Annotated in this window: 22 protein-coding genes; 14 read left to right on the top strand and 8 right to left on the bottom strand. The window is 66.0% G+C overall.

From position 1 onward, the window contains the following. The 4 genes from ATE62_RS21580 to ATE62_RS21565 all read left to right on the top strand — a co-directional run. On the top strand, positions 1-683 hold a 683-nt coding region (locus ATE62_RS21580; protein WP_231736369.1), incomplete at its 5' end, for a TVP38/TMEM64 family protein. Continuing rightward, on the top strand, positions 680-1138 hold the full coding sequence (locus tag ATE62_RS21575; RefSeq protein WP_082662962.1) for an AAC(3)-I family aminoglycoside N-acetyltransferase: 459 nt from the start codon (positions 680-682) through the stop codon (positions 1136-1138). The genes ATE62_RS21580 and ATE62_RS21575, both read left to right, overlap by 4 nt. Before the next feature lie 57 nt (positions 1139-1195). Beyond that, a complete protein-coding gene (gene polA / locus ATE62_RS21570) occupies positions 1196-4012 on the top strand; it encodes a DNA polymerase I (protein ID WP_058810639.1) in 2817 nt (938 codons plus the stop codon). Further along, positions 4009-4518: a hypothetical protein gene (locus tag ATE62_RS21565; protein ID WP_231736368.1), complete on the top strand. Its 510-nt coding sequence runs from the start codon at positions 4009-4011 to the stop codon at positions 4516-4518. Before polA ends, ATE62_RS21565 begins: the two co-directional genes overlap by 4 nt. On the opposite strand, the gene ATE62_RS21560 is transcribed toward ATE62_RS21565, so the two are convergent. Then, the gene (locus ATE62_RS21560; protein ID WP_058810640.1) at positions 4515-5123 is read right to left on the bottom strand and encodes a DUF805 domain-containing protein; all 609 of its coding nucleotides are present in this window, start codon (positions 5121-5123) and stop codon (positions 4515-4517) included. The two genes, ATE62_RS21565 and ATE62_RS21560, sit on opposite strands and share 4 nt — an antisense overlap. Before the next feature lie 188 nt (positions 5124-5311). Here ATE62_RS21560 and ATE62_RS21555 point away from each other — a divergent pair, with 188 nt between their 5' ends. Both ATE62_RS21555 and ATE62_RS21550 read left to right on the top strand, forming a co-directional pair. Continuing rightward, positions 5312-5983, top strand: coding sequence for a CDP-alcohol phosphatidyltransferase family protein (locus ATE62_RS21555; protein WP_058810663.1), 672 nt, complete (start codon positions 5312-5314; stop codon positions 5981-5983). A gap of 67 nt (positions 5984-6050) precedes the next feature. Beyond that, positions 6051-7286 (top strand): hypothetical protein, encoded by a 1236-nt coding sequence (locus ATE62_RS21550; protein WP_058810664.1) that lies wholly within the window; start codon positions 6051-6053, stop codon positions 7284-7286. An 11-nt stretch (positions 7287-7297) separates the two neighbouring features. Here ATE62_RS21550 and ATE62_RS21545 read toward each other — a convergent pair whose 3' ends face one another. Beyond that, positions 7298-8188: a prephenate dehydratase gene (locus ATE62_RS21545; protein WP_058810665.1), complete on the bottom strand. Its 891-nt coding sequence runs from the start codon at positions 8186-8188 to the stop codon at positions 7298-7300. A 167-nt stretch (positions 8189-8355) separates the two neighbouring features. Here ATE62_RS21545 and ATE62_RS21540 point away from each other — a divergent pair, with 167 nt between their 5' ends. From ATE62_RS21540 to ATE62_RS21530, 3 genes are all read left to right on the top strand, one after another. Then, a complete protein-coding gene (locus tag ATE62_RS21540) occupies positions 8356-9030 on the top strand; it encodes a c-type cytochrome (RefSeq protein WP_058818611.1) in 675 nt (224 codons plus the stop codon). A gap of 20 nt (positions 9031-9050) precedes the next feature. After that, on the top strand, positions 9051-9452 hold the full coding sequence (locus ATE62_RS21535) for a c-type cytochrome (RefSeq protein WP_231736367.1): 402 nt from the start codon (positions 9051-9053) through the stop codon (positions 9450-9452). Between the two features lie 118 nt (positions 9453-9570). Further along, positions 9571-10008, top strand: coding sequence for a hypothetical protein (locus ATE62_RS21530; RefSeq protein ID WP_058810473.1), 438 nt, complete (start codon positions 9571-9573; stop codon positions 10006-10008). A 31-nt stretch (positions 10009-10039) separates the two neighbouring features. On the opposite strand, the gene ATE62_RS21525 is transcribed toward ATE62_RS21530, so the two are convergent. Together ATE62_RS21525 and ATE62_RS21520 are read right to left on the bottom strand one after the other, a co-directional pair. Continuing rightward, a complete protein-coding gene (locus ATE62_RS21525) occupies positions 10040-10876 on the bottom strand; it encodes a KilA-N domain-containing protein (protein WP_082662960.1) in 837 nt (278 codons plus the stop codon). Between the two features lie 342 nt (positions 10877-11218). Next, on the bottom strand, positions 11219-12187 hold the full coding sequence (locus ATE62_RS21520; protein ID WP_058810475.1) for an IS1595 family transposase: 969 nt from the start codon (positions 12185-12187) through the stop codon (positions 11219-11221). A gap of 99 nt (positions 12188-12286) precedes the next feature. Between ATE62_RS21520 and ATE62_RS21515 the strand changes: the two genes are divergently transcribed. Continuing rightward, positions 12287-12526: a DUF6471 domain-containing protein gene (locus tag ATE62_RS21515; protein WP_058810476.1), complete on the top strand. Its 240-nt coding sequence runs from the start codon at positions 12287-12289 to the stop codon at positions 12524-12526. 278 nt (positions 12527-12804) lie between these two features. Further along, the gene (locus ATE62_RS21510; RefSeq protein WP_156420693.1) at positions 12805-13521 is read left to right on the top strand and encodes a hypothetical protein; all 717 of its coding nucleotides are present in this window, start codon (positions 12805-12807) and stop codon (positions 13519-13521) included. Positions 13522-13739: 218 nt separating this feature from the next. Here the strand turns inward: ATE62_RS21510 and ATE62_RS21505 are convergent, their stop codons facing one another. Next, positions 13740-14609 (bottom strand): LOG family protein, encoded by an 870-nt coding sequence (locus tag ATE62_RS21505; RefSeq protein WP_058810480.1) that lies wholly within the window; start codon positions 14607-14609, stop codon positions 13740-13742. A gap of 48 nt (positions 14610-14657) precedes the next feature. Continuing rightward, positions 14658-15359: an extensin family protein gene (locus ATE62_RS21500; protein WP_058810482.1), complete on the bottom strand. Its 702-nt coding sequence runs from the start codon at positions 15357-15359 to the stop codon at positions 14658-14660. A gap of 171 nt (positions 15360-15530) precedes the next feature. Here ATE62_RS21500 and ATE62_RS21495 point away from each other — a divergent pair, with 171 nt between their 5' ends. The 3 genes from ATE62_RS21495 to ATE62_RS21485 all read left to right on the top strand — a co-directional run bounded on the left by ATE62_RS21495 (position 15531) and on the right by ATE62_RS21485 (position 19694). Beyond that, the gene (locus tag ATE62_RS21495; RefSeq protein ID WP_058810483.1) at positions 15531-16658 is read left to right on the top strand and encodes a phosphoserine transaminase; all 1128 of its coding nucleotides are present in this window, start codon (positions 15531-15533) and stop codon (positions 16656-16658) included. A gap of 138 nt (positions 16659-16796) precedes the next feature. Continuing rightward, positions 16797-18383, top strand: a complete 1587-nt coding sequence (serA, locus tag ATE62_RS21490; protein ID WP_058810485.1) for a phosphoglycerate dehydrogenase — start codon at positions 16797-16799, stop codon at positions 18381-18383. A gap of 198 nt (positions 18384-18581) precedes the next feature. Next, a complete protein-coding gene (locus ATE62_RS21485) occupies positions 18582-19694 on the top strand; it encodes an ATP phosphoribosyltransferase regulatory subunit (protein WP_058810486.1) in 1113 nt (370 codons plus the stop codon). A 96-nt stretch (positions 19695-19790) separates the two neighbouring features. On the opposite strand, the gene ATE62_RS21480 is transcribed toward ATE62_RS21485, so the two are convergent. Both ATE62_RS21480 and ATE62_RS21475 read right to left on the bottom strand, forming a co-directional pair. Further along, positions 19791-20168 carry a DOPA 4,5-dioxygenase family protein gene (locus ATE62_RS21480; protein ID WP_058810487.1) on the bottom strand — a complete coding sequence of 126 codons (378 nt, stop codon included), beginning with the start codon at positions 20166-20168 and terminating at the stop codon, positions 19791-19793. Positions 20169-20197: 29 nt separating this feature from the next. Further along, positions 20198-20764, bottom strand: coding sequence for a DUF4274 domain-containing protein (locus ATE62_RS21475; RefSeq protein WP_058818608.1), 567 nt, complete (start codon positions 20762-20764; stop codon positions 20198-20200). Between the last annotated feature and the right edge of the window lie 190 nt (positions 20765-20954).

Raw genomic sequence — 20954 nt, 5'->3', positions numbered from 1 at the left:
CTCCCCGCCCTCGCGCTAAGCTGCCTCCCATGCCCCGGCGCCCCGCCCCCTTTCTCCGCTGGCTCGCCATCGCCGCGCTGCTGTTCCTGATCGTCGGCATGCCGCTGATCTTCCGCGACCAGTTCGTCGCCGCGAGCGACGCGATCCTCGCCGCCGCCGACGAGCGCCCGCTTGCCGCCGCGCTGCTCATCATCGCCGCGCTGACGCTCGACCTGTTCCTCCCCGTACCCAACGGCGTCACCAATACGCTCGCGGGCGCGGCCTTCGGTTTCGCGCTCGGCACGCTCGTCATCTGGCTCGGGCTGATGGGCGCCAGCCTTGCGGGCTATGCCGCGGGCCGCTGGGCCGCGCGCCCGCTCGCGAAGCGGCTGCTCGGTGCCGACGACGTCGACAAGGCGCACAAGCTCGCCGAGCGCGTCGGCCCGGTCGCGCTGATCGTCTCGCGCCCCGTCCCCGTCCTCGCCGAGGTGATGGCGATCGCCGCCGGGGTGTCGGCGATGGCCTTTGTCCGCTTCGCGCTCGTCATGGCGCTCGCCAACCTCGGCGTCGCGATGCTCTTCGCCGCGATCGGCGCCTCGGCGGTCGCGCAGGATTCGTCGACGCTGCTGATGCTCGGTGCGGTCGGGCTGCCGCTCGCCTTCTGGCTCGGCTGGCAGGCCATCGAAAGATGGCGCGCGCGATGAGAATCCGCCGCCTCGGCCCCGGCGACATCGAAGCGATGCGCGACCTCAACGCGCTCTATGCCGACGCCTTCGAGGATCGCGACACCTATCGCCGCGACACGCCCGACGACGCCTGGCTCGCGCACCAGCTTGCCAAGGAGTCGATCATCCTGCTCGTCGCGGAGATCGACGGAAGCATCGTCGGCGGCCTCACCGCCTACATCCTCGACAAACTCGAGGCCGCGCGCAGCGAAATCTATCTCTACGACCTCGCCGTCGCCGAGGCGCACCATCGCCGCGGCGTCGCCACCGCGCTGATCGCCGAACTCCAGCATATCGCGGCGGAGACCGGCGCCTGGGCGGTCTTCGTCCAGGCCGACTATGAAGATCCACCCGCGGTCGCGCTCTACGCCAAGCTCGGGGTGCGCGAGGAGGTGCTCCATTTCGACCTGCCGCCGCTGCCGCGGCCCGAGTAGAAGAAAGCGGGAACATCGCGCTAGGCCGCCCCGCTCGCCGCTGCTACACCCCGCGCCATGTCCGAGAAGAATCACCTCTACCTGGTCGATGGCTCCAGCTACATCTTCCGCGCCTACCACCGCCTGCCGCCGCTGACGAACCCGCAGGGCGTGCCCGTCGGCGCGGTCTATGGCTACACCACGATGCTGTGGAAGCTCGCGAAGGATTTGCACGACGCCGACGGGCCCACGCATCTCGCGGTGATCCTCGACCACAGCAGCCAGTCGTTCCGCAATGAAATCTACGATCAGTACAAGGCGAACCGCCCCGAGCCGCCCGAGGACCTGCGCCCGCAATTCCCGCTGATCCGCGACGCGACGCGCGCCTTCTCCTTGCCGTGCATCGAACTCGAAGGCTTCGAAGCCGACGACCTCATCGCCAGCTACACCGAGGCCGCGGTGCGCGAGGGCTGGGACGTCACCATCGTCAGCAGCGACAAGGATCTGATGCAGCTGATCCGCGAACCCGCCGACGGCGCGCCGCAGGTCGACATGCTCGACACGATGAAGAACGTCCGCCTCGGCCTCGAAGCGGTGAACGAAAAGTTCGGCGTTACGCCCGACCTCGTCGGCGACGTGCTCGCGTTGATGGGCGATGCCGTCGACAATGTCCCCGGGGTGCGCGGGGTCGGGCCCAAGACCGCGACCAAGCTGATCCAGGAATATGGCAACCTCACCGCCGCGCTCGACGGCGCCGAGACGATGAAGGCGTCGAAGCTCCGCGACAATCTGATCGAGCATCGCGCGATGGCCGAATTGTCGCGCATCCTGGTCGACCTCAAGCGCGACACGCCGATGCCCGACACGCTCGACCAGCTGAAGCTCGGCGCGATCCCGCCGGGTCCGCTCAAGCTCTTCCTCGACGAGCATGGCTTCCGCTCGCTGTCGGCCAAGCTCGACACCGGCGCCGCGCCGAGCGGCCCGCCGACGCTGCCGCGCGCCGGTGCCGCCCCCTCCGCCGCGCCCGCGACCGGCCCCTCGACGCCGACGCTCCCCGCGCTGCCGCCGATCGACCGCAATCTCTACGAGACGGTCACCACTCTCGAGGCCCTCGACCGCTGGATCGCCGAGGCACGCGCGGCGCACGTCGTCGCGGTCGACACCGAGACCGCGACGCTCGACAGCGTCACCGGCGACCTCGTGGGGGTCAGCCTGTCGACCGGTCCCGGCCGCGCCTGCTACATCCCGCTCGGCCATGGCGGCACCGACATGTTCGCCGAAAAGCCCGAGCAGGTGCCGCTGGCCGATGCGCTCGGCCGCCTCCACGCGCTGTTCGCCGACGAGGCGGTGCTCAAGGTCGGGCATAATCTGAAGTACGACATCGGCGTGCTCGCGCAGCACGGGCTGAGCATCGCGCCTTACGACGACACGCTGGTGATGAGCTTCGCGCTCGACGCGGGCAAGCATCAGCACGGGCTCGACGAGCTGGCGAAGCTCCACCTCGACCATGTCTGCATCTCTTTCAAGGAAGTGTGCGGCACCGGCAAGTCGCAGATCAGCTTCGCCGAAGTCCCGCTCGACCGCGCGACCCATTATGCCGCCGAGGATGCCGAGGTCGCGTGGCGCCTGTGGAAGCTCCTCAAGCTCCGCCTGCCGCTCGAAGGCGGCACGCGCGTCTACGAGATGGTCGACCGTCCCCTCGCCGCGATCGTCGAAACGATGGAGCGCGCGGGCATCATGGTGAACCGCGACTATCTCGCGCGGCTGTCGGGCGAGTTCGCGAACGACATGCTGCGCATGGAGGGCGAAATCCACGAGCTCGCCGGCCAGCCTTTCACCATCGGCAGCCCCAAGCAGCTCGGCGAAATCCTGTTCGACAAGATGGGGCTCAAGGGCGGGCGCAAGGGCAAGTCGGGCGACTGGTCGACCGACCAGAGCGAGCTCGAACGGCTCGAACGCGACGGCGTCCCGATCGCGCGCAAGATCCTCGAATGGCGCCAGCTCTCGAAGCTGAAATCGACCTACACCGACGCGCTGCAGCAACAGATCAATGCGAAGACCGGCCGCGTCCACACCAGCTACAGCCTCGTCGGCGCGCAGACCGGGCGGCTGTCGTCGACCGACCCGAACCTCCAGAATATCCCGATCCGCACCGAGACCGGGCGCCAGATCCGCGACGCCTTCATCGCGGCGCCCGGCCATGTGCTGATCGCCGCCGACTATAGCCAGATCGAGCTGCGGCTCGCGGCGCATATGGCCGACGTCCCCGAGCTCAAGGAGGCTTTTGCGCAGGGGCAGGACATCCACGCCGCGACCGCGATCGAGCTGTTCGGCGAGGTCAACCGCGACACGCGCGGCAAGGCGAAGACGGTCAATTTCTCGATCCTCTACGGCATCTCGCGCTGGGGCCTCGCGGGCCGGCTCGAAGTCACCCCCGACGAGGCGCAGGCGCTGATCGCGCGCTATTTCGAGCGCTTCCCCGGGATCAGCGATTACATCACCGACACGCTCGAGGGCGCGCGCGCCAAGGGCTACACCGAGACCTTGTTCGGCCGGAAAACCTGGTTCCCGCGCATCAAGGCGGCGAGCCAGAACGAGCGCGCGGGCAGCGAGCGCGCCGCGATCAACGCCCCGATCCAGGGCACCAGCGCCGACCTGATCAAGCGCGCGATGGCGCGCATGCCGCGGGCGCTGGAGGAAGCCGGCCTGTCCGACGTCAAGATGCTGCTCCAGGTCCACGACGAACTCGTCTTCGAGGCGCCCGAGGGCAAGGCCGCAGCCGCGGGCGAGGTCATCCGCCGCGTGATGGCGGGCGCCGCCGAACCCGCGCTGACGCTGTCGGTGCCGCTCGAAGTCGAGGTCGGCATCGGCACGAGCTGGGGCGAAGCGCATTGACGATCCTCGCGCTGGCGGCCGCGCTGCTGCTCCAGGACGGTATCGCGGTCGCCCCGCCGCCGGTGGTCGCGACCATGCCCGAGCCCGCGGGCCCGCCCGCGATCGCCGATGAGGACATCCGCCTCTTCGCTGCGCTCAACGGGCGCAAGGTCGCGGGGCGGCCGGTGGGCGGTCCCTATCCGACCGCCGACAAGATATTGCTGCTCACCCGCGACAATCGCGGCAATCCCGAAATCGGCGCCAGCCTCGCGATGCCGGTGCGCCAGTCGCTGCCGTCGCCGCCCGCGGGCGTGCTCGCCGTCGTGCGGCTGCACCAGCGATCGGACACCGTCGTCCCCGGCCCGACCGCCGACGACCTCGCCTTCGTCGCGGCCAACAAGCTGCCGCTCTTCGTCATCGGCGAGTGGGCGCGCCCCGCGCCGATGTGGGAGGTCGCGTGGCAGGGCGATGCCGTGCGCTACCGCGTGATCGGCGACGTCGGCGAAATCGGCCCCTGGCGCGATTAGGGCTGCGGCCCGAAGCGGTTGTCGCCCGGCGTTCCGGCGCGCAGCAGTTCGATCGCCAGCCACAGCATCGCGATCCCCGCGACGATCGCCGGCCAGCTCGGCCCGGGCATGGCGGCCTGCAACTCGGCCGGAAACGAAAGCATCTCGATCGGTTCGGGAGGCGCCTTTCGCATTTCGGTGGTCATCCGCGCCATATGTCCCGCCATGACATCCATGCGCCGCGCTTGGTCGAGCCCGGCCGCCAGCACCGCCGACGGGAATATCAACGCCCACCAGCCCGCGCGCCCGCGGTCGTGCAGGCGACGCGCCGTCGCGCTCAAGAGCAGCACTGCTGCGATGAGGTGACACGCGAGGTTGAGATATCCGCTGGTCCCGATCGCTCCGAACATTTTTCGGTCGATGGCGGCAGTATTGGCTTCGGCCGTCAGGGAGGGATCGATTGTTGGAAAGGTCAGCACCATCTGCGCGACGAACTGCACGAATATCATCGGCGCAAAGACCATCGCGAAATAGAGCCAGAATTGCAGGCGGTCGTCGCGCCCGCGCGGGTCGAAGGTGCCGACCACCCCGCGCTTCGCTATCCGCGCCATCGACATATCGGCCATCCGCGTCCCCCTTTGCGCAAAAGCGATACCCGCTGGCGGGCGCTGCGCCAACCGCGAACCGCGCCCGCCCGCCCCGCCGCGGCGCCCGGCCGCGCGCACCGCCCTTCCCCAACCGCGTAATTGCGACTATGACGCGCGCGTGACGTCTGGCTGACACAGATGTGACAGCCAATGACGAAAGGCCCTTGATGAGCAGCAATCCCCGGCAGGCGCCCCCTGTCCGCATCCAGCAGAATATCCTCGCGCGCGGCGAACGCCGTGTCCTCAACTGGATTTGTGCGCGGCTGCCGCAGTGGGTGACCCCCGACCAGCTCACCACTTTGGGCTTCCTCGGCGCAGTGATGGTCGCGATGGGCTATATGCTGAGCTGGCTCGGCCCGGCATGGCTGTCGCTGTCGATCGCCGGCTATGTCGTCAACTGGTTCGGCGACTCGCTCGACGGCAGCCTCGCGCGCTGGCGCCGCATCGAGCGCCCCTCCTACGGCTATTTCGTCGACCATAGCGTCGACGGCCTCGCGACGCTGCTGATGGTCGGCAGCATCGGGCTCAGCCCCTATATGCGCTTCGACGTCGCGCTGCTCGGGGTGATCGGTTACCTGCTGCTCTCGATCCACAGCTTCCTCGCCGCCAAGGTCGTCGGCGAATTCCGCCTCTCCTACATGGCGGGCGGCCCGACCGAGCTCCGCCTGATGCTGATCGCGATGACCGCGCTGATGCCCGTGATCGGCGGCGCCGACATCAACGGCACCAATTTCTCGCCCTTCGACCTGTTCGGCATGGTCGTGTCGAGCGTCCTGATCACGCTGTTCGTCACGCAAAGCTTCGCGCTCGCGCGCAAGCTCGCGCATCGCCGCGACTGACCCCGCCGCCTTTCCGCTTGACTGTATTGATCTAATAATACAGCAAGGGAAAAACGGAGGGCGATCGATGGTCTGGAAAACCCGTGTAGCCGCGGCCCTGCTCGCGGTTCTTCCCGCCCCGGCGCAGGCGGCCGATACGCCGCCGACACCCGCCGCAACGGTCGAGATCCTGCCCATCGCCTTCGGCCCCGAGGGCCTCTCGGGCCCCGGCGGCGAGCGGCTGCGCGCCGAACTGCCGACGACGCAGTTCATCGCGATCGGCGAGGATCATGGTTTCGCGGGCTCGCCCGAACTCGGCATGGCGCTCGCGCACGATGCCGCGGCTTTGCCCGGCGCGGGCGAGATGTTCCACGCGGTCGAGGTCGGCCCGATTTCGACGCGCCTCGCCGCCTATGAAATCCGCGACAAGGGCGTCGACGGGCTCGGCCCCTGGCTGAAGGGCCGCCCCTGGGCGATGCCCTTCCTCTCGAACGTCGAGGACGCCCGGCTCGCCGAGCGTTTCGCCCCGCGGCACCTGTGGGGCATCGACCAGGAATTCGTCGGCGCGCCCGCGATCCTGCTCGACCTGCTCGCCGAACGCACCCCCGACCGGGCGACGAAGGACCTGCTCGCCAAATGGCGCGACGCCGACAAGGCTGCGCTGGGCGCCGGCAAGTTCGACCAGATCATGCTCCAGAAGGCGACCGCCGCCGATTTCGCCGACCTCCGCAAACGCTACAAGGACAGCGTCGAGCTGACCGCGGTGGTCGAGGCGCTCGAGAAGAGCGCCGAAATTTACCAGCTCAACGACAGCGGCCGCTATCTCGAGAACAACGAGGTCCGCGCGGCGCTGATGCAGAGCTATTTCCTCCGCGCACTCGCGGGCGAGAAGCCCGCCGCGCCGACGGTGCTGCTCAAGATGGGGCTCAACCATCTCGGCCGCGGCACCACCCCGACCTCGATCTACGACCTCGGCTCGCTGCTCCCCGGCCTCGCCGCGGCGAACGGGAAAAAATCGCTGCACATCGCCTATCTCCCGCTCGGCGGCAGCGTGCGGAACATCAAGCCGGGCGCGGCCACCTTCACCGAGGTCGCGCCGTACAAGGACGAGACCGTCGGCCCGATCCTGGCGGCCGCGGGCATCGCCCCCGACAGCCTGCCCGCCACCGGCCACGTGCTGATCCCGCTCACGCCGCTGCGCCACAAATTGCAGGGCAAGGCGATGCGCGAGCTGCCGGTCTATTCGCGCTTCGCGCTGCTCGGCTTCGATTATCTGGTGACTACGCGCGACGCCAAGGCCGCGACGCATTTCGAGGCGCGTTAGGCCTACCCCCTTCAGGAACGCGCGCGCGCCTGGCGATAGGTGCCGAGCAGCCGCAGCGTCTTGGTCTGGAAATCGAGCTCCTCGAGCGCGCGGTCGATGCGTTCCTCGCCCGGTGCCCCGACGATGTCGGCGTAGAAAGTCGTCGCGGTGAAACTGCCGCCGACCTGATAGCTTTCGAGCTTGGTCATATTGACCCCGTTGGTCGCGAAACCGCCGAGCGCCTTGTACAGCGCCGCGGGAATATTCTTCACCTCGAAGACGAAGGTCGTCATCAGCGGCACGCCCACGGGCTGCTCGGCCAGCGGCTCGCGCGCCAGCACGACGAAGCGCGTCATATTATGGTCGGCGTCCTCGATCCCGGTCTCGTGCAGCTTGAGCCCGTAAAGCTCGGCGGCATGCGGCGGCGCCAGCGCGGCGAGGCCGACCTCGTCGCTGTCGGCGACCCAGGCGGCGGCGCCCGCGGTGTCGCTGTGCGCGATGGGGTCGATCTTGTTGGCGCGCAGCCAGCGGCGGCACTGTCCGAGGGCTTGTTCGTGGCTCATCGCGCGCGTCACCGGGCCGAGGCCGCGGCTCATCAGCCCGTAGCGGATGCGCAGGAAATGCTCGCCGACGATCGACAGCCCCGATTCGGGCAGCAGGAAGTGGATGTCGGCGACGCGGCCGTGCAGGCTGTTCTCGATCGGAATGATCGCGCGGTCGACGCGCCCGTCGCGCACCGCCTCGATCGCATCCTCGAACGAATAGCAGGGCAGCGGCAGCGCGTTCGCGTCATATTCGCGCGCGGCGAGGTCGCTGTTCGCCCCCGGCGCGCCCTGAAAGGCCAGCCCGCGCGCGGGCTCGGCCAGCGCCGCCGCCTTCATCTCGTCGACCAGTGCCTGCGCCGATGCCGAATAACTGCCCATGTCCGCCCTTCCGAAGTGCGCGGCGGCGCATAGCGGGGCGGCGCTCCACGCGCAACCGGCGCGAAGGGCTTTTCATCCCCTTGCGCCGCCGTCGCCGCGCCAGTAAGGGAGCGACCAAATCAGATATGCGCCCGGCACGCGGGCGCCAGCGTACGGGGCTGCAAAGCATGGACAATCGCAACAATACCATCGCCGGCTGGGTGCTTTTCGCGGGCATCTGCGCGCTCGGCCTGTCGATCGGCACCGGCATGCTGTCGGCCAGCCACGCCCCGGAAAAGCCCGGTTTCGTGATCGAAGACACCGAATCCGCTGCCGGCGGCGGTGCCGCCGCGGTGCCGCTTCCGAACCTGCTCGCCGCCGCCGACGCCGAAAAGGGCAAGGCCGTGTTCGCGAAATGCGCCGCCTGCCACACCATCGACCAGGGCGGCGCCAACGGCATCGGCCCGAATCTCTTCGGCGCGCTCGGCAAGCCGCATGGCCATGTCCCGGGCTTCGCTTATTCGGCGGCGCTCAAGGGCGTTCCCGGCAATTGGGACTTCGCCGGCATGGACGCCTGGCTGACCAAGCCCAGCAAATATGCCCCCGGCACCAAGATGTCGTTCGCGGGCCTCGGCAGCGCCGAGGATCGTGCGAACCTGATCGTCTACCTCAACAGCATGGGCTCGAACCTGCCGCTCCCCGCGCCCGAAGCCGCTCCGGCCGCGGGTGAAGCCCCCGCGGAAGGCACCGCTCCGGCCGAGGGCGCTGCCCCCGCCGACAAGGGCGCGGCCCCGGCCGAAGGCGCTGCGGCTCCCGCCGCGGGTGCTGCACCCGCCGCTGCCCCGGCCGAAGCCAAGAAATAATGCGCCTCGCGCCCGTCCTTATGGCGGGCGCGCTGCTGCTCGCCGGCTGCGGCAAGGGCGACCAGCCCGCGGACGACGCCGCGGGCGCCGCCGACGCGCCCGCCGCGACGGTCGAACCGACCGCCGCGATGGGCGAGCAGGTCTTCAAGCGCTGCGTCGCGTGCCACACGATCGACAAGGGCGGCGCCAACGGCATCGGCCCCAACCTCCACGGCGTCGTCGGCCGCCCGGTCGCCTCGCACGCGGGGTTCAGCTATTCGTCGGCGATGAAGGCCAAGGGCGGCGTCTGGGACGCCGCGACGCTCGATCTCTATCTCGAAGCTCCGATGAAGGCGCTCCCCGGCACGCGCATGGCGTTCGCGGGGGTTTACGATCCGGCGGATCGCAAGGCGTTGCTGCTGTATCTCGAGGCGCAGAAGTAATAGACCCACCCCTCCCCTTCAGGGGAGGGCAGCGAGACTTACGAACTTGTTCGGCATTATGTAGCAAACGCACCAGCGCCGATATGGGATTATCCGGGATTTGCTGGGATAAGGCGGGATGCACGAGAATGTTGTATCCGGCCTAGTGAGGCGTCGGCGCGAACTGGCGCTTGAGGCCGATACCGTGCGCGGTCAGTATGAGGCCTTGCTCGCGGACGTTGCCGCACTCGACCGCGCTATCCTGATATTCAGGCCGGAAGCGGACCTATCCGATATTCCGCCGCTCAAATTCACCCGCAAGGCTCATTGGGCAAATCGGGGCGAGATGACGCGAACGATCATCGACGTCCTGCGCGCGGCTGGCGAGCCACTTTCCACCCCTGAATTGGTCGGGCGCGTGCAAGAGGCGCGAGCGCTGCCAACGGACCGGTTGAGCCTCAGGACCGCCACCACGCGCGCTAGGAAGGCGCTGGCGCGGTTGCGCGATAATGGGGTGATTGCGAGCCGCGAGACGCGGGCCGGGCAGTATTTGGAGTGGGCGCTGGCTGGGCGATAGTGAAGGGCGGGTACTAACCCGCCCTTGCACATCATTTCGTGGCGCGCGGAACCGCCCGTTGCGCTTCGCGGGTTGCCAGCGCCGCCAATGCGTTGTTCGCGATCTCAGCGGGCAGCTTCTTTTGCTGGACCTGCGTCTTTAGGTAGGTCGGCATCTTGTGCGGCACGTACACGTCGCGCAGCCAACGACGAAACGTTGGCAATGCGTCTTCGGGATAACAAGCCGCTGGCTGCGGGTTCGCATAGGACTGCGCGAAATACTGCGGGTAGAAATGGTCGAAATAGCGACGGTCGCCAAACTTTTCGGCCAGCTTCGCCGACTTCCAATGGTTCGCCCAATGCATCCCCACGCTGATATCCAACAGCATTTTGGTGCCGGGATTGCAGCCATTCGAGATGAGCGCCGCAAAGACGTCGGCGATCTCGCGAAACACGCAGAAGTAGCCATCCGGCACATTGTCATAAACCAGAGAAACCCGGTCCTGAAACTGCGACCAAATCTTGTCGGACGGATGTTTGCCTGACATCCACTCGTAAACCCACTCGCTCACCTTGACGGCAAATTCGGCTGAAAGCCATTGAGCAAGGTGGATTGCGACCTGAGGGTGAATCCAAGTGCCGCGCGCTTCATTCGGGCCGATCAAAATCGACTGCACGATATGGTCCCTCGGAATTCCGAGGGACCCCTCCAGAGCCAGCAAAAAGGCCTTGGTCGTCCCGTTGGCGTGATAGTGAGCCCACTCTTTGCCCGCAGCACGACACATCGCTGTCGCGTTGATATAGCCGTCTGTGGCGCGCTGAGAAATTAACGCGCCTTGGTAGGTGTGGGGGACCAGCATAAGCTGGGAATCAGGAGAAGAATCAGTCATCTAGGTATCGCTCCAAAGATGACTGGCAGGCGTTGACTGGCCCGGTTTTCCGGTGCATAAAGCCTTTGCAACTCAAATCTTGGCCTGCCAGCCGAGGTTAACGTTTAAAAGAGCCAGTGACCTGCAAGTCGCTGGCTCTTTTTTTATTTACCACGCCCGGGACGGGACACAAGCAATGTTTGCCCAGATAAGGCGATTCTGGCGGAATTTTGATTCGTACCCCGCCCGGACACCCCTAAAAGGGTAAATCGCGCCGTATGGGCGTCCTAGGCCAAAATTTGGCCAATCTAAATATAAAGGTTCCGTTATATTTGGGAGCGTCGGATTGTTCGACGATTGTTCTCATGCCGCCCGCTGCCAGTACCCCTTCCAATCGCGGCTGACACGCGACGCCATCGCCGCCGCCGTCACCATCGCAGCCTGATCGCCGTTCGACACGCGGCGGTTATCTTCACGCCACGAAGCTTCGCGAGCATAGGCGCCAATGTAGGGGCCTGCGATATGGTGGTGCGTCCCAACTTCCATGCGGCGAAGGCGGCTGAAATAGCTTTCGGCCTGATTGGTGCATGCGCCCTTGTCGTAGAACTGGATGGAGTGATTGACGCGCTCGGTCATCCATCCGGCGTGGAGTGCATCCCAGCCGGTGCCTTCGTCGGCGTGGAGAACGGCAAGGTTGGCGACATGATCGCGGACGTAGGGAACGGCGTCGCCTTCGTTGGCGACAACGAACGGCAGCGACTTGCCGCCGCGCTCGCGCATCACGACGACGCACTGGCGCTTGCCCGAACGGTTGGCGACCAGACGGCGGTCCTTGCGGTCGTCCTTATGGTTTTCCGGCTTCACGTAACCGCCGAAATAGGCGCCGTCGATTTCCACGATGCCGTCAAGCTGGCGCCCCATCTGTTCGCGCGCCATCGCTTCGCGAAGCTTGTGGGTAAGCACGAACGCGGTCTTATACTGGACGTCCAGATCGCGGCTCAGTTGCAGCGCGGCAACGCCCTTGGCGCCGTTCACGAAGATCGCGATAGCAGCGAGCAGATCGACGAACGAAAGCTTGCGACTGGCGAAGATCGTGCCGCTAGTAACCGAAAACTGGTGATGACAGGCAACGCACTTGAACTTGCGGCGGGTGGCAATGTCATAGGTTTCGACGCAGCCGCAACGCGGGCACACAGCCTCGCCGTCCGTCTCAGGCCAACGCATCTGGCAGAACGTCTTATAGGCGCCCTCTTCGCCCATGGTGAAAACAGCCTTGAGGCTCAGGGTGCGAGCCTTGGCAGAGAGGAGGAAATGTTGGCCTTTGGGGGTCATTGTCATCGTATCCAGTGATGTTGTGCACTGGATATGAGGGTAGACATAACCAAAGTCAAGGGTGTATATCATCATTTTTGATGATAAAAGGATGCTGATATGGCGAAGGCCGATCCTGCCACCGTTGAATATGAGACTCGCGCCAAAAACTTGCTAAAAGGCGAGCTGAAAAGGCGGGGGGTTACCTATGCGCAGCTTGCGGAAAAGCTGGCGTCGGTTGGCGTCACAGAGAACGAGCGGAACCTTAACAACAAGATCAGCCGGGGCGGCTTCTCAGCCGCGTTTATGCTGCAATGCTTAGAGGCTATCGGTGCATCCTCGTTGCTGTTGCGGGACTAGCCTTAGTAGGGGCTAGCCCAAGCAAACAGGGCGGCGCTCAGAGCGAAAATCCCCAAGCTGCCAAGGCCGTAACCAGCAAGGCCGCGGACGCCGATCCTACTACCCCAGAAAAGCCAATTCCCGCGCCCCCAGATGAGGGTTGCGAGCGCGGCGACGACGACCGCAAGTCCGACCTTTGCGCCCAGTGGAAGGCGGCTGACGCTGCCTATGACAGTTCCCGTTGGTCTTGGTGGCAAGTCGTGGTTGGTGGTGTCGGTCTCGTCCTCGGCGCTTTCACCATGGGTGCTGCCATTGCCGCCGCCTGGTATGCGAAGCGCGCTGCCGTGGCGACTGAAAGAACGGTAGAAATCGCTCAGGAGGCCGCAAAGGGGGCCGGGGATGCGCTGGGAATCGCTGAGAAGAACGCGCTTGCCGTTATCCAGTCCAACGATATTGCGCGCATGGCTCAGCGCCCATGGGTGAAGATAAACAACGTAAATCTTGATCGTTACGAACTGAGGCATAGTGAGACCCATGGCGATTTTATCAGCGCTCATGTGAGGGCCGAGGTCACTAACGTCGGCAAGCTTCCCGCGATGGAAGTGACCTGCATTCCCTTCCTTTGGCTTTTCTCCATCGGCGACGCGGAGGCACCCCACATCTGGACCGAGGCCCCGGCCCGCGCGCTTGAGGAAGCCAAGAGGCGTGTGCTCGACCGAGAACGGTCGATAGGTCGTGTTGTATATCCCAGACAGGCCGAAACACTGCCGCATCAAACTTCTACCGCCGCCCTGCCCCTGCCCGGGACGATTCCCGTTGAGGTCGACTATCCTTTTGACGTCGATTTGAATGCCACTTTCGTGATTTTGTACCAGATCGCGGAAGACGATTGGCGCTATGCCTACACGACGACGACAATGCGGATCGGAAAGCTCCAAGACTGGCGTGCGGCGGGCGGCAAAGGCTTGCCGGACACTTTCCCGTCTCGCGTCACTGCATTGGATCGGGCCGACTAACCAGAGAGACGCCGCCAAAATGTACGTAATCAAACACCAAGCGCCTCCTAGCGCTCGGCATCATGTCAGCCCCACCAGTCGCCGTTTATGGCTTGGTGCGTTTGCTACATAATGCCGAACTTGTTCGTTAGTCGCAGCGGGTGGGGGCCAGAGGCCTTGCGCAACCTGACACGCCCCACCCCAACCCCTCCCCTGAAGGGGAGGGGCTTTGTGCCAGCCTACTCCGCCACCTTCGCGTAGAAATCCTGGATGATCTTCCACGCCTCGTCGGCGGTCTCGACGAAATGGAACAGCGACAGGTCGCGCGCGCTGATCACGCCTTCCTCGACCAGCGCGTCGAAATTGACGACGCGGGTCCAGAATTCCTCGCTGAACAGCACGATCGGGATCGGCTTGATCTTGCCCGTCTGGATCAGGGTCAGCAGTTCGAACGTCTCGTCGAAGGTGCCGAAGCCGCCGGGGAAGACGCATACCGCGCGCGCGCGCAACAGGAAGTGCATCTTGCGGAGCGCGAAATAGTGGAACTGGAAGCTCAAATCGGGGGTCACATAGCGGTTCGGTGCCTGTTCGTGCGGCAGCACGATGTTGAGCCCGACCGATTCCTTGCCCTCGTCGTCGGCGCCGCGGTTCGCGGCCTCCATGATCGACGGCCCGCCGCCCGAGCAGACGACATAGTTGCGGCAGCCATTCTTGTCGGGGGGCACCTGGCTCGCGATCCGCGCGAGCTTGCGCGCCTCGTCATAATATTTCGCCTTGGCGGCGAGCCGCTCGGCGATGCGCTTTTCCTCGGGGGTGCGCGCGGCGTCGAGCACCGCCTGCGCCGCGTCGGGCGCCGGGATGCGCGCCGAGCCATAGATGACGAGCATCGACTCGATCTTGGCTTCGTCGAGCATCAGCTCGGGCTTGAGCAGCTCGAGCTGGAAGCGCACCGGGCGCAGATCCTCGCGCAGCAGGAACTCGGTGTCCTGGAACGCCAGCCGATAGGCCGAGCTCTGCGTCTGGGGGGTGGAAACCGCCTGCTTGGCGAAATGCGCGTCGTCCTTGGCCTTGTGGAAACGCGAACGATGGGGTTGTTTGTCTTCTGTCATTGGCGGACGGCTACTCCCTCCGCGTGACTTTGCCAAGACCGGGTGCCCTCAGCGGCAATAGCCGTTGCCGCTCATATCCATATGGAAATGATTATAATGAGCCGCATTGTAATCGGGGCTGAGCACCGTACCGAAGCGCCGGCACGCCGATTTGTGCAGCGCGCGCAGGAACTCCTGCGACGGCTTGTCGCCCTTCCACCCGCCGTCGAGCATGATCCGCCGTCCGTCGGCGAGCACGAAGCCCGACACGTCGATCGCGTTCGAATAGGCGTGCTGCGACAGCCGCCCCGAGCGCCCGCCATAGATGTTGCGGCAGCTGTAGGTGCCGAAGGTCTCGATCTTGACGACCTCCTGCCCGAAATATTTGCGCGCCGCGGGGCGCACCGCATATTGCGCCCAGGCCGCGAAATTCTTCGCCAGGGGACAGGTCATCGCGCCCAGCCCGGACACCGGCGTGCCGATGTCGAGCAATTTCACCGAATCGATCGAACTGCACCCGCCGCCATGATCCTGGTTCGGCAGCGGGGTGAATTTCACCCCCGCCTGCTTGAGGTCGACCGCGCATTGCTGCGCCTCGGGGCTGTTGAACGAGGGCGTTCCCGCGACCTGCGGCCGCTTGGGCGTGCTCGCGCTCGGCTTCTTGCCGCCGCCGCTCTTCATCACCTCCGGGGCGCCGAAGCAGGCCGACAGCGACAGCGCCGCCGCGGCTGCGACCAGCGTCCGGAACCAAGGAAAACGGGATTTCGCCATGGCGTCAAATTACCGACACTATGGTTAACAAGCTCTAAAGCATGGCATCGGCTCGTCGAAAATTTCGCCCGGCCGAAGCATTTTGTTTGACAGTTTCCTGGCGCTCCCTAAAGGCGGCGCCGGGCCACGCGGTCCCAACGCCGCGCGAGCTCTCTGCAAGGAGAGACTATAATGAGTGAAGTGACGACGCCGCAGGTGCGCCCTGCGCGCCCCTATTTTTCTTCCGGTCCCTGCGCCAAGCCGCCGGTCTGGTCCCCCGAAAAACTGAACACCGAATCGCTCGGCCGTTCGCATCGCGCGAAGATCGGCAAGACGCGCCTCGCCTATTGCATCGACCTGATGCGCGAGATGCTGCAGCTCCCCGACACGCACCGCATCGGCATCGTTCCGGGCTCGGACACCGGCGCCTTCGAAATGGCGATGTGGACGATGCTCGGCGCCCGCCCCGTCACCACGCTCGCCTGGGAAAGCTTCGGCGAAGGTTGGGTCACCGATGCCGCCAAGCAGCTCAAGCTCGACCCCACCGTCATCCGCGCCGACTACGGCCAGCTCCCCGACTTGGGCGCCGTCGACTGGTCGAACGACGTCCTCTTCACCTGGAACGGCACCACCAGCGGCGTCCGCGTTCCGAACGGCGACTGGATCGCCGCCGACCGCACCGGCCTTAGCTTCGCCGATGCGACCAGCGCGGTGTTCGCCTACGACCTGCCGTGGGACAAGATCGACGTCGCGACCTTCAGCTGGCAGAAAGTGCTCGGCGGCGAAGGCGGCCATGGCGTGCTGATCCTCGGCCCCCGCGCGGTCGAACGCCTCGAAACCTACACCCCCGCCTGGCCGCTGCCGAAGGTCTTCCGCCTCGTTTCGAAGGGCGCGCTCACCGAGGGCGTGTTCAAGGGCGAGACGATCAACACGCCGTCGATGCTCGCGGTCGAGGATGCGATCTTCGCGCTCGAATGGGCGAAGTCGCTGGGCGGTCTCGACGGCCTGAAGGCGCGCAGCGATGCCAATGCCGCGGCGCTCGACAAGATCGTCGCGGAACGCGACTGGCTGAGCCACCTCGCCGCCGACCCCGCCAGCCGCTCGAAGACCTCGGTCTGCCTGTCGGTCGCGGGCGCCGACGAGGGCTTCATCAAGACGTTCGCGGGCCTGCTCGAAGCCGAAGGCGCCGCCTACGACATCGCGGGCTACCGCGACGCGCCCCCGGGCCTTCGCATCTGGTGCGGCGCGACCGTCGACACCGCCGATGTCGAAGCACTCGGACCGTGGCTCGACTGGGCCTACGCCTCGCTCAAAGCCTGACCTTAATAGCCCTCTCCCCTTCAGGGGAGAGGGTTGGGAGAGGGGGATGCACCCCGCTCCTTTCCTTCATCAACATAGGGCCGGCGCAGAGACCCCCTCTCCCCGGCCCTCTCCCCTGAAGGGGAGAGGGAGAATAAAATGACCGCACCCAAAGTCCTCATCAGCGACAAAATGGACCCCAAAGCCGCCGCGATCTTCGCCGAACGCGGGATCGACGTCGATGTCATCACCGGCAAGACCAAGGACGAGCTGATCGCGATGATCGGCACCTATGACGGCCTCGCGATCCGCTCGGCCACCAAGGTCACCGCCGACGTCCTCGCCGCCGCGACCAACCTGAAGGTCGTCGGCCGCGCCGGCATCGGCGTCGACAATGTCGACATCCCCTCGGCATCCAAGCAGGGCGTCATCGTGATGAACACGCCCTTCGGCAACAGCATCACCACCGCCGAACATGCGATCGCGATGATGTTCGCGCTCGCACGCCAGATCCCCGAAGCCAATGTGCTGACCCAAGCGGGCAAATGGCCGAAGAACGACTTCATGGGCGTCGAGCTCACGTCGAAGACGCTCGGGCTGATCGGCTGCGGCAATATCGGCAGCATCGTCGCCGAACGCGCGCTGGGCCTCCGCATGAAGGTCGTCGCCTTCGACCCCTTCCTGACCCCCGAGCGCGCGATCGAGCTCGGCGTCGAAAAGGCCGATCTCGACACCCTGCTCGCCAAGGCCGATTTCATCACGCTGCACACCCCGCTGACCGACCAGACGCGCAATATCCTGTCGAAGGAAAACCTCGCCAAGGCGAAGAAGGGCGTGCGCATCATCAACTGCGCGCGCGGCGGGCTGATCGACGAAGCGGCGCTGAAGGAGGCGCTCGACAGCGGCCATGTCGCGGGCGCCGCGCTCGACGTGTTCCAGACCGAGCCGCCGGCCGCCGACCACCCGCTGTTCGGCACCCCGAACTTCATCTGCACGCCGCACCTCGGCGCGTCGACCGACGAGGCGCAGGTCAATGTCGCCATCCAGGTCGCCGAGCAGATCAGCGATTACCTCCTCACCGGCGGCATCACCAACGCGCTCAACGTGCCCAGCCTGTCGGCCGAGGAAGCGCCGAAGCTGCGCCCCTATATGAGCCTCGCCGAAAAGCTCGGCAGCCTCGTCGGCCAACTCGCGCACGACAATCTCGCCAAGATCTCGATCGAGGTCGAGGGCGCGGCGGCCGAGCTCAACCTCAAGCCGATCACCGCCGCGGTGCTCACCGGCCTGATGCGCCGCTATTCGGACGCGGTGAACATGGTCAACGCCCCCCATCTCGCACGCGAACGCGGGCTCGACGTCCGCGAAGTTCGTCACGATCGCGACGGCGACTATCACACGCTCGTCCGCGTCACCGTCGCCACCGAGGCCGGCGACCGCTCGGTCGCGGGCACGCTGTTCAGCAACGGCGACCCGCGCCTCGTCGAGATGTTCGGCATCAAGGTCGAGGCCGACCTCGACGGCCATATGCTCTACATCGTCAACGAGGACGCCCCGGGCTTCATCGGCCGCATCGGCACCACGCTCGGCGACGCGGGGCTCAACATCGGCACCTTCCACCTCGGCCGCCGCGCCGCGGGCGGCGAGGCCGTGCTGCTGCTCAGCCTCGACTCGCCGCTGCCCGAGCCGCTCCTGTGGCAGATCTGCCAGCTGCCCGGCGTGAAGACGGTCAAGGGCCTGAAGTTCTGAACGCCCTCCCCTCCCGTAAACGGGAGGGGCAGCGAGACTTGCGAACTTTGTTCGCTAGTCGCAGCGGGGTGGGCCCTTGCAACGTCGATGCCCACCCCACTGCGGCTAGCCAGCAAGCTGGCAAGCCTCGTTGCCCCTCCCGCCTGCGGGAGGGGAGATTTGATTGATCGCCCGCCTTTAGACTTCTAAGGCCCCACCATGCCTCGCACCCCCGCCCTGCTGCCCGAAGGCCTCCGCGACCGCCTGCCGCAACAGGCCGAGGCGGCGTCGCGCGTCACGCGCGCGCTCGTCGATGCGATGCGCGCGCACGGCTATGGCCGCGTGTCGCCGCCGCTTGCCGAGTTCCGCGAGACGCTCGGCGGCGACGACGACCGCAGCGCGCGCGACTTGCTCCGCTTCACCGACCCGGTGTCGCAGCGCACCCTCGCGCTCCGCCCCGACATCACGCGCCAGGTCGGCCGCATCGCGACCTCGCTCCTCGCGCAAGCCCCGCGTCCCTTGCGCCTCTGCTACGCCGGCCAGATCGTCAAATTGCGCGCCAGCCAGCTCCGTCCCGCGCGCGAGATGCTGCAAGTCGGTGCCGAATTGATCGGCAGCGACGGCGTCGCCGCGGCGCGCGAGATCGTCAGCGTCGCCATTGACGCGCTCGATGCCGCGGGCATCGGCCCCGTCACGATCGACTTCACCCTGCCCGACGCCGTCGACCTGCTCGCCGCCTCGCTGCCCGTCGAAGCCAGCCTCGAGACTTTGCGCGACGAACTCGACGCCAAGGATGCCGGCGCGCTCGTCCGCATCGGCGCCGCCGCCTATCTGCCCTTGCTCCGCGCCACCGGCCCCTTCGACCAGGCGATCGCCGACCTGCGCGCCTTCGACACCGGCGGCGTCCTGACGAGCCGCATCGACGCGCTCGAAGCCATCGCCGCGCCGATCCGCGACCGCGTGTCGCTGACGCTCGACCCGACCGAGCGCCACGGCTTCGCCTATCAGAGCTGGTTCGGCTTCCAGATCTTCGTCCCCGGCCAGGGCGACGCGATCGGCCGCGGCGGCGGCTATGCGATCCCCGTCGGCGAGGATCATGAGGAATCGGCGGTGGGCTTCTCGCTCTACCCGGACCCGCTCATCGACGACGGCCTCGGCGCCGAGGATGTCGCCGACCGCCGCATCTTCCTGCCGCTCGGCCACGATATCGAACTCGCGGCGAGCCTGCGCGCCGACGGCTGGCAGACGGTCGCGGCGCTGTCCGACGCCGACGAGGCGCGCGCGCTGGGCTGCGGCTATGTGCTGGGCGGTGAGGGTCCGGTCGAGGCCTGACCCCCACCACATCGTCATCCCGGCGAAGGCCGGGATCTCACCCTATCGCCATATCGCACCGGCGAGATCCCGGCCTTCGCCGGTATGACGAATTTGCTAGAAGTCCGCCTTCCCGAACCGCGGAATTCCCTGGTTCACCCCCGGCGGATCGAGCACCGTCACATCGAGCTCGATCGGCTCGCCGATCCACTCGGCCAGGCTGGTATGATCGGCGAGATCGTCGTCGGTCAAAGGATGCACCAGCGCGCGCAGCCCCGTGGGCACAATCGCCGCGACCACCGCATCGCGGTGTGCCTTCAGGAAATGCACCTCGTACTGCGCGATCGGATGCGGCCCCACGCCATGGTCGATCATCGGCCCGACGAGCAGGATCGCGGGATCTTCGCCGAACGCATCGCGGAGCGCAGCGGCCGCGGGCCGTTCGGCCGCGTCATAATAGATATGGGCATGATAGGGGGCATCGGCGTCGGTCATCGACTCATCTCTCCGGTTTGGAATTCGCGTCAATCCATGTCTTCGGGGAACCGGTCATAGAAATCGCTCGTGTCGCCATAGCCTGCGACCTTTCGCCCGGGAAGCCTCAGGACCTTCATATCGGCATGAAGTTTGACGCGCGGGTCGGACAGATTTTTCTGAGCCTCGATCAGCGTCTCGAAGTCGCGCAGCCTCCCGGCTTCGATGATCGCCGCATAGTCCGACCCGGCCTCATGCCCCGCGGCTTCCAGAAAATCATAAGCTATTTCCGCGCGGGGATAGCCGGCCGTGTTGAAGCGCTCGCTGATATAGCGCAGCATCGGCGCGACGGCATAAACATCGTCGCCCATATTTTCTTCTTCTTCCTCATAATCATAGCCCGTGGGCTCGCCCTTCCAGAAGATGAGGATCGCCGTCGCCCGGTCGCATTGCGGCTGGCTCACGATCCAGTAGAGCCCGTCCAGCCGCTCGTCCCAATTGTGATAGAAAGCGTAGCGATGCCAATCGTCGGGTGGCGAATTTTGCAGAAACGCCATCTGCCGCGCGTGCAGGCGCTCCAGCCGCGCCTCGAAATCACCGTATCCCGCTCCGCTCACGCACGCCCCCGCTTCTTTCGTCGAACGAATGCGGGCATCCTAACCGGCAATTTCTAAGGTCATATGAAGGATGGCGAATGGCCGCTAACGACCGATGGTGTTGATAAAGTCCGCATTTGACAGAAGCGGACGGTGCCGGCGAGCGGCAGCGCTCTTCATTCAAGCCATTTCTGGCCGCGGCATGGGGATG

The sequence above is a fragment of the Sphingopyxis sp. HIX genome, assembly GCF_001468285.1.
In the GTDB taxonomy this organism is placed as follows: domain Bacteria; phylum Pseudomonadota; class Alphaproteobacteria; order Sphingomonadales; family Sphingomonadaceae; genus Sphingopyxis.
Note: the sequence above shows the minus strand (reverse complement) of the source record. Positions and strands in the feature narration are given on the sequence as shown.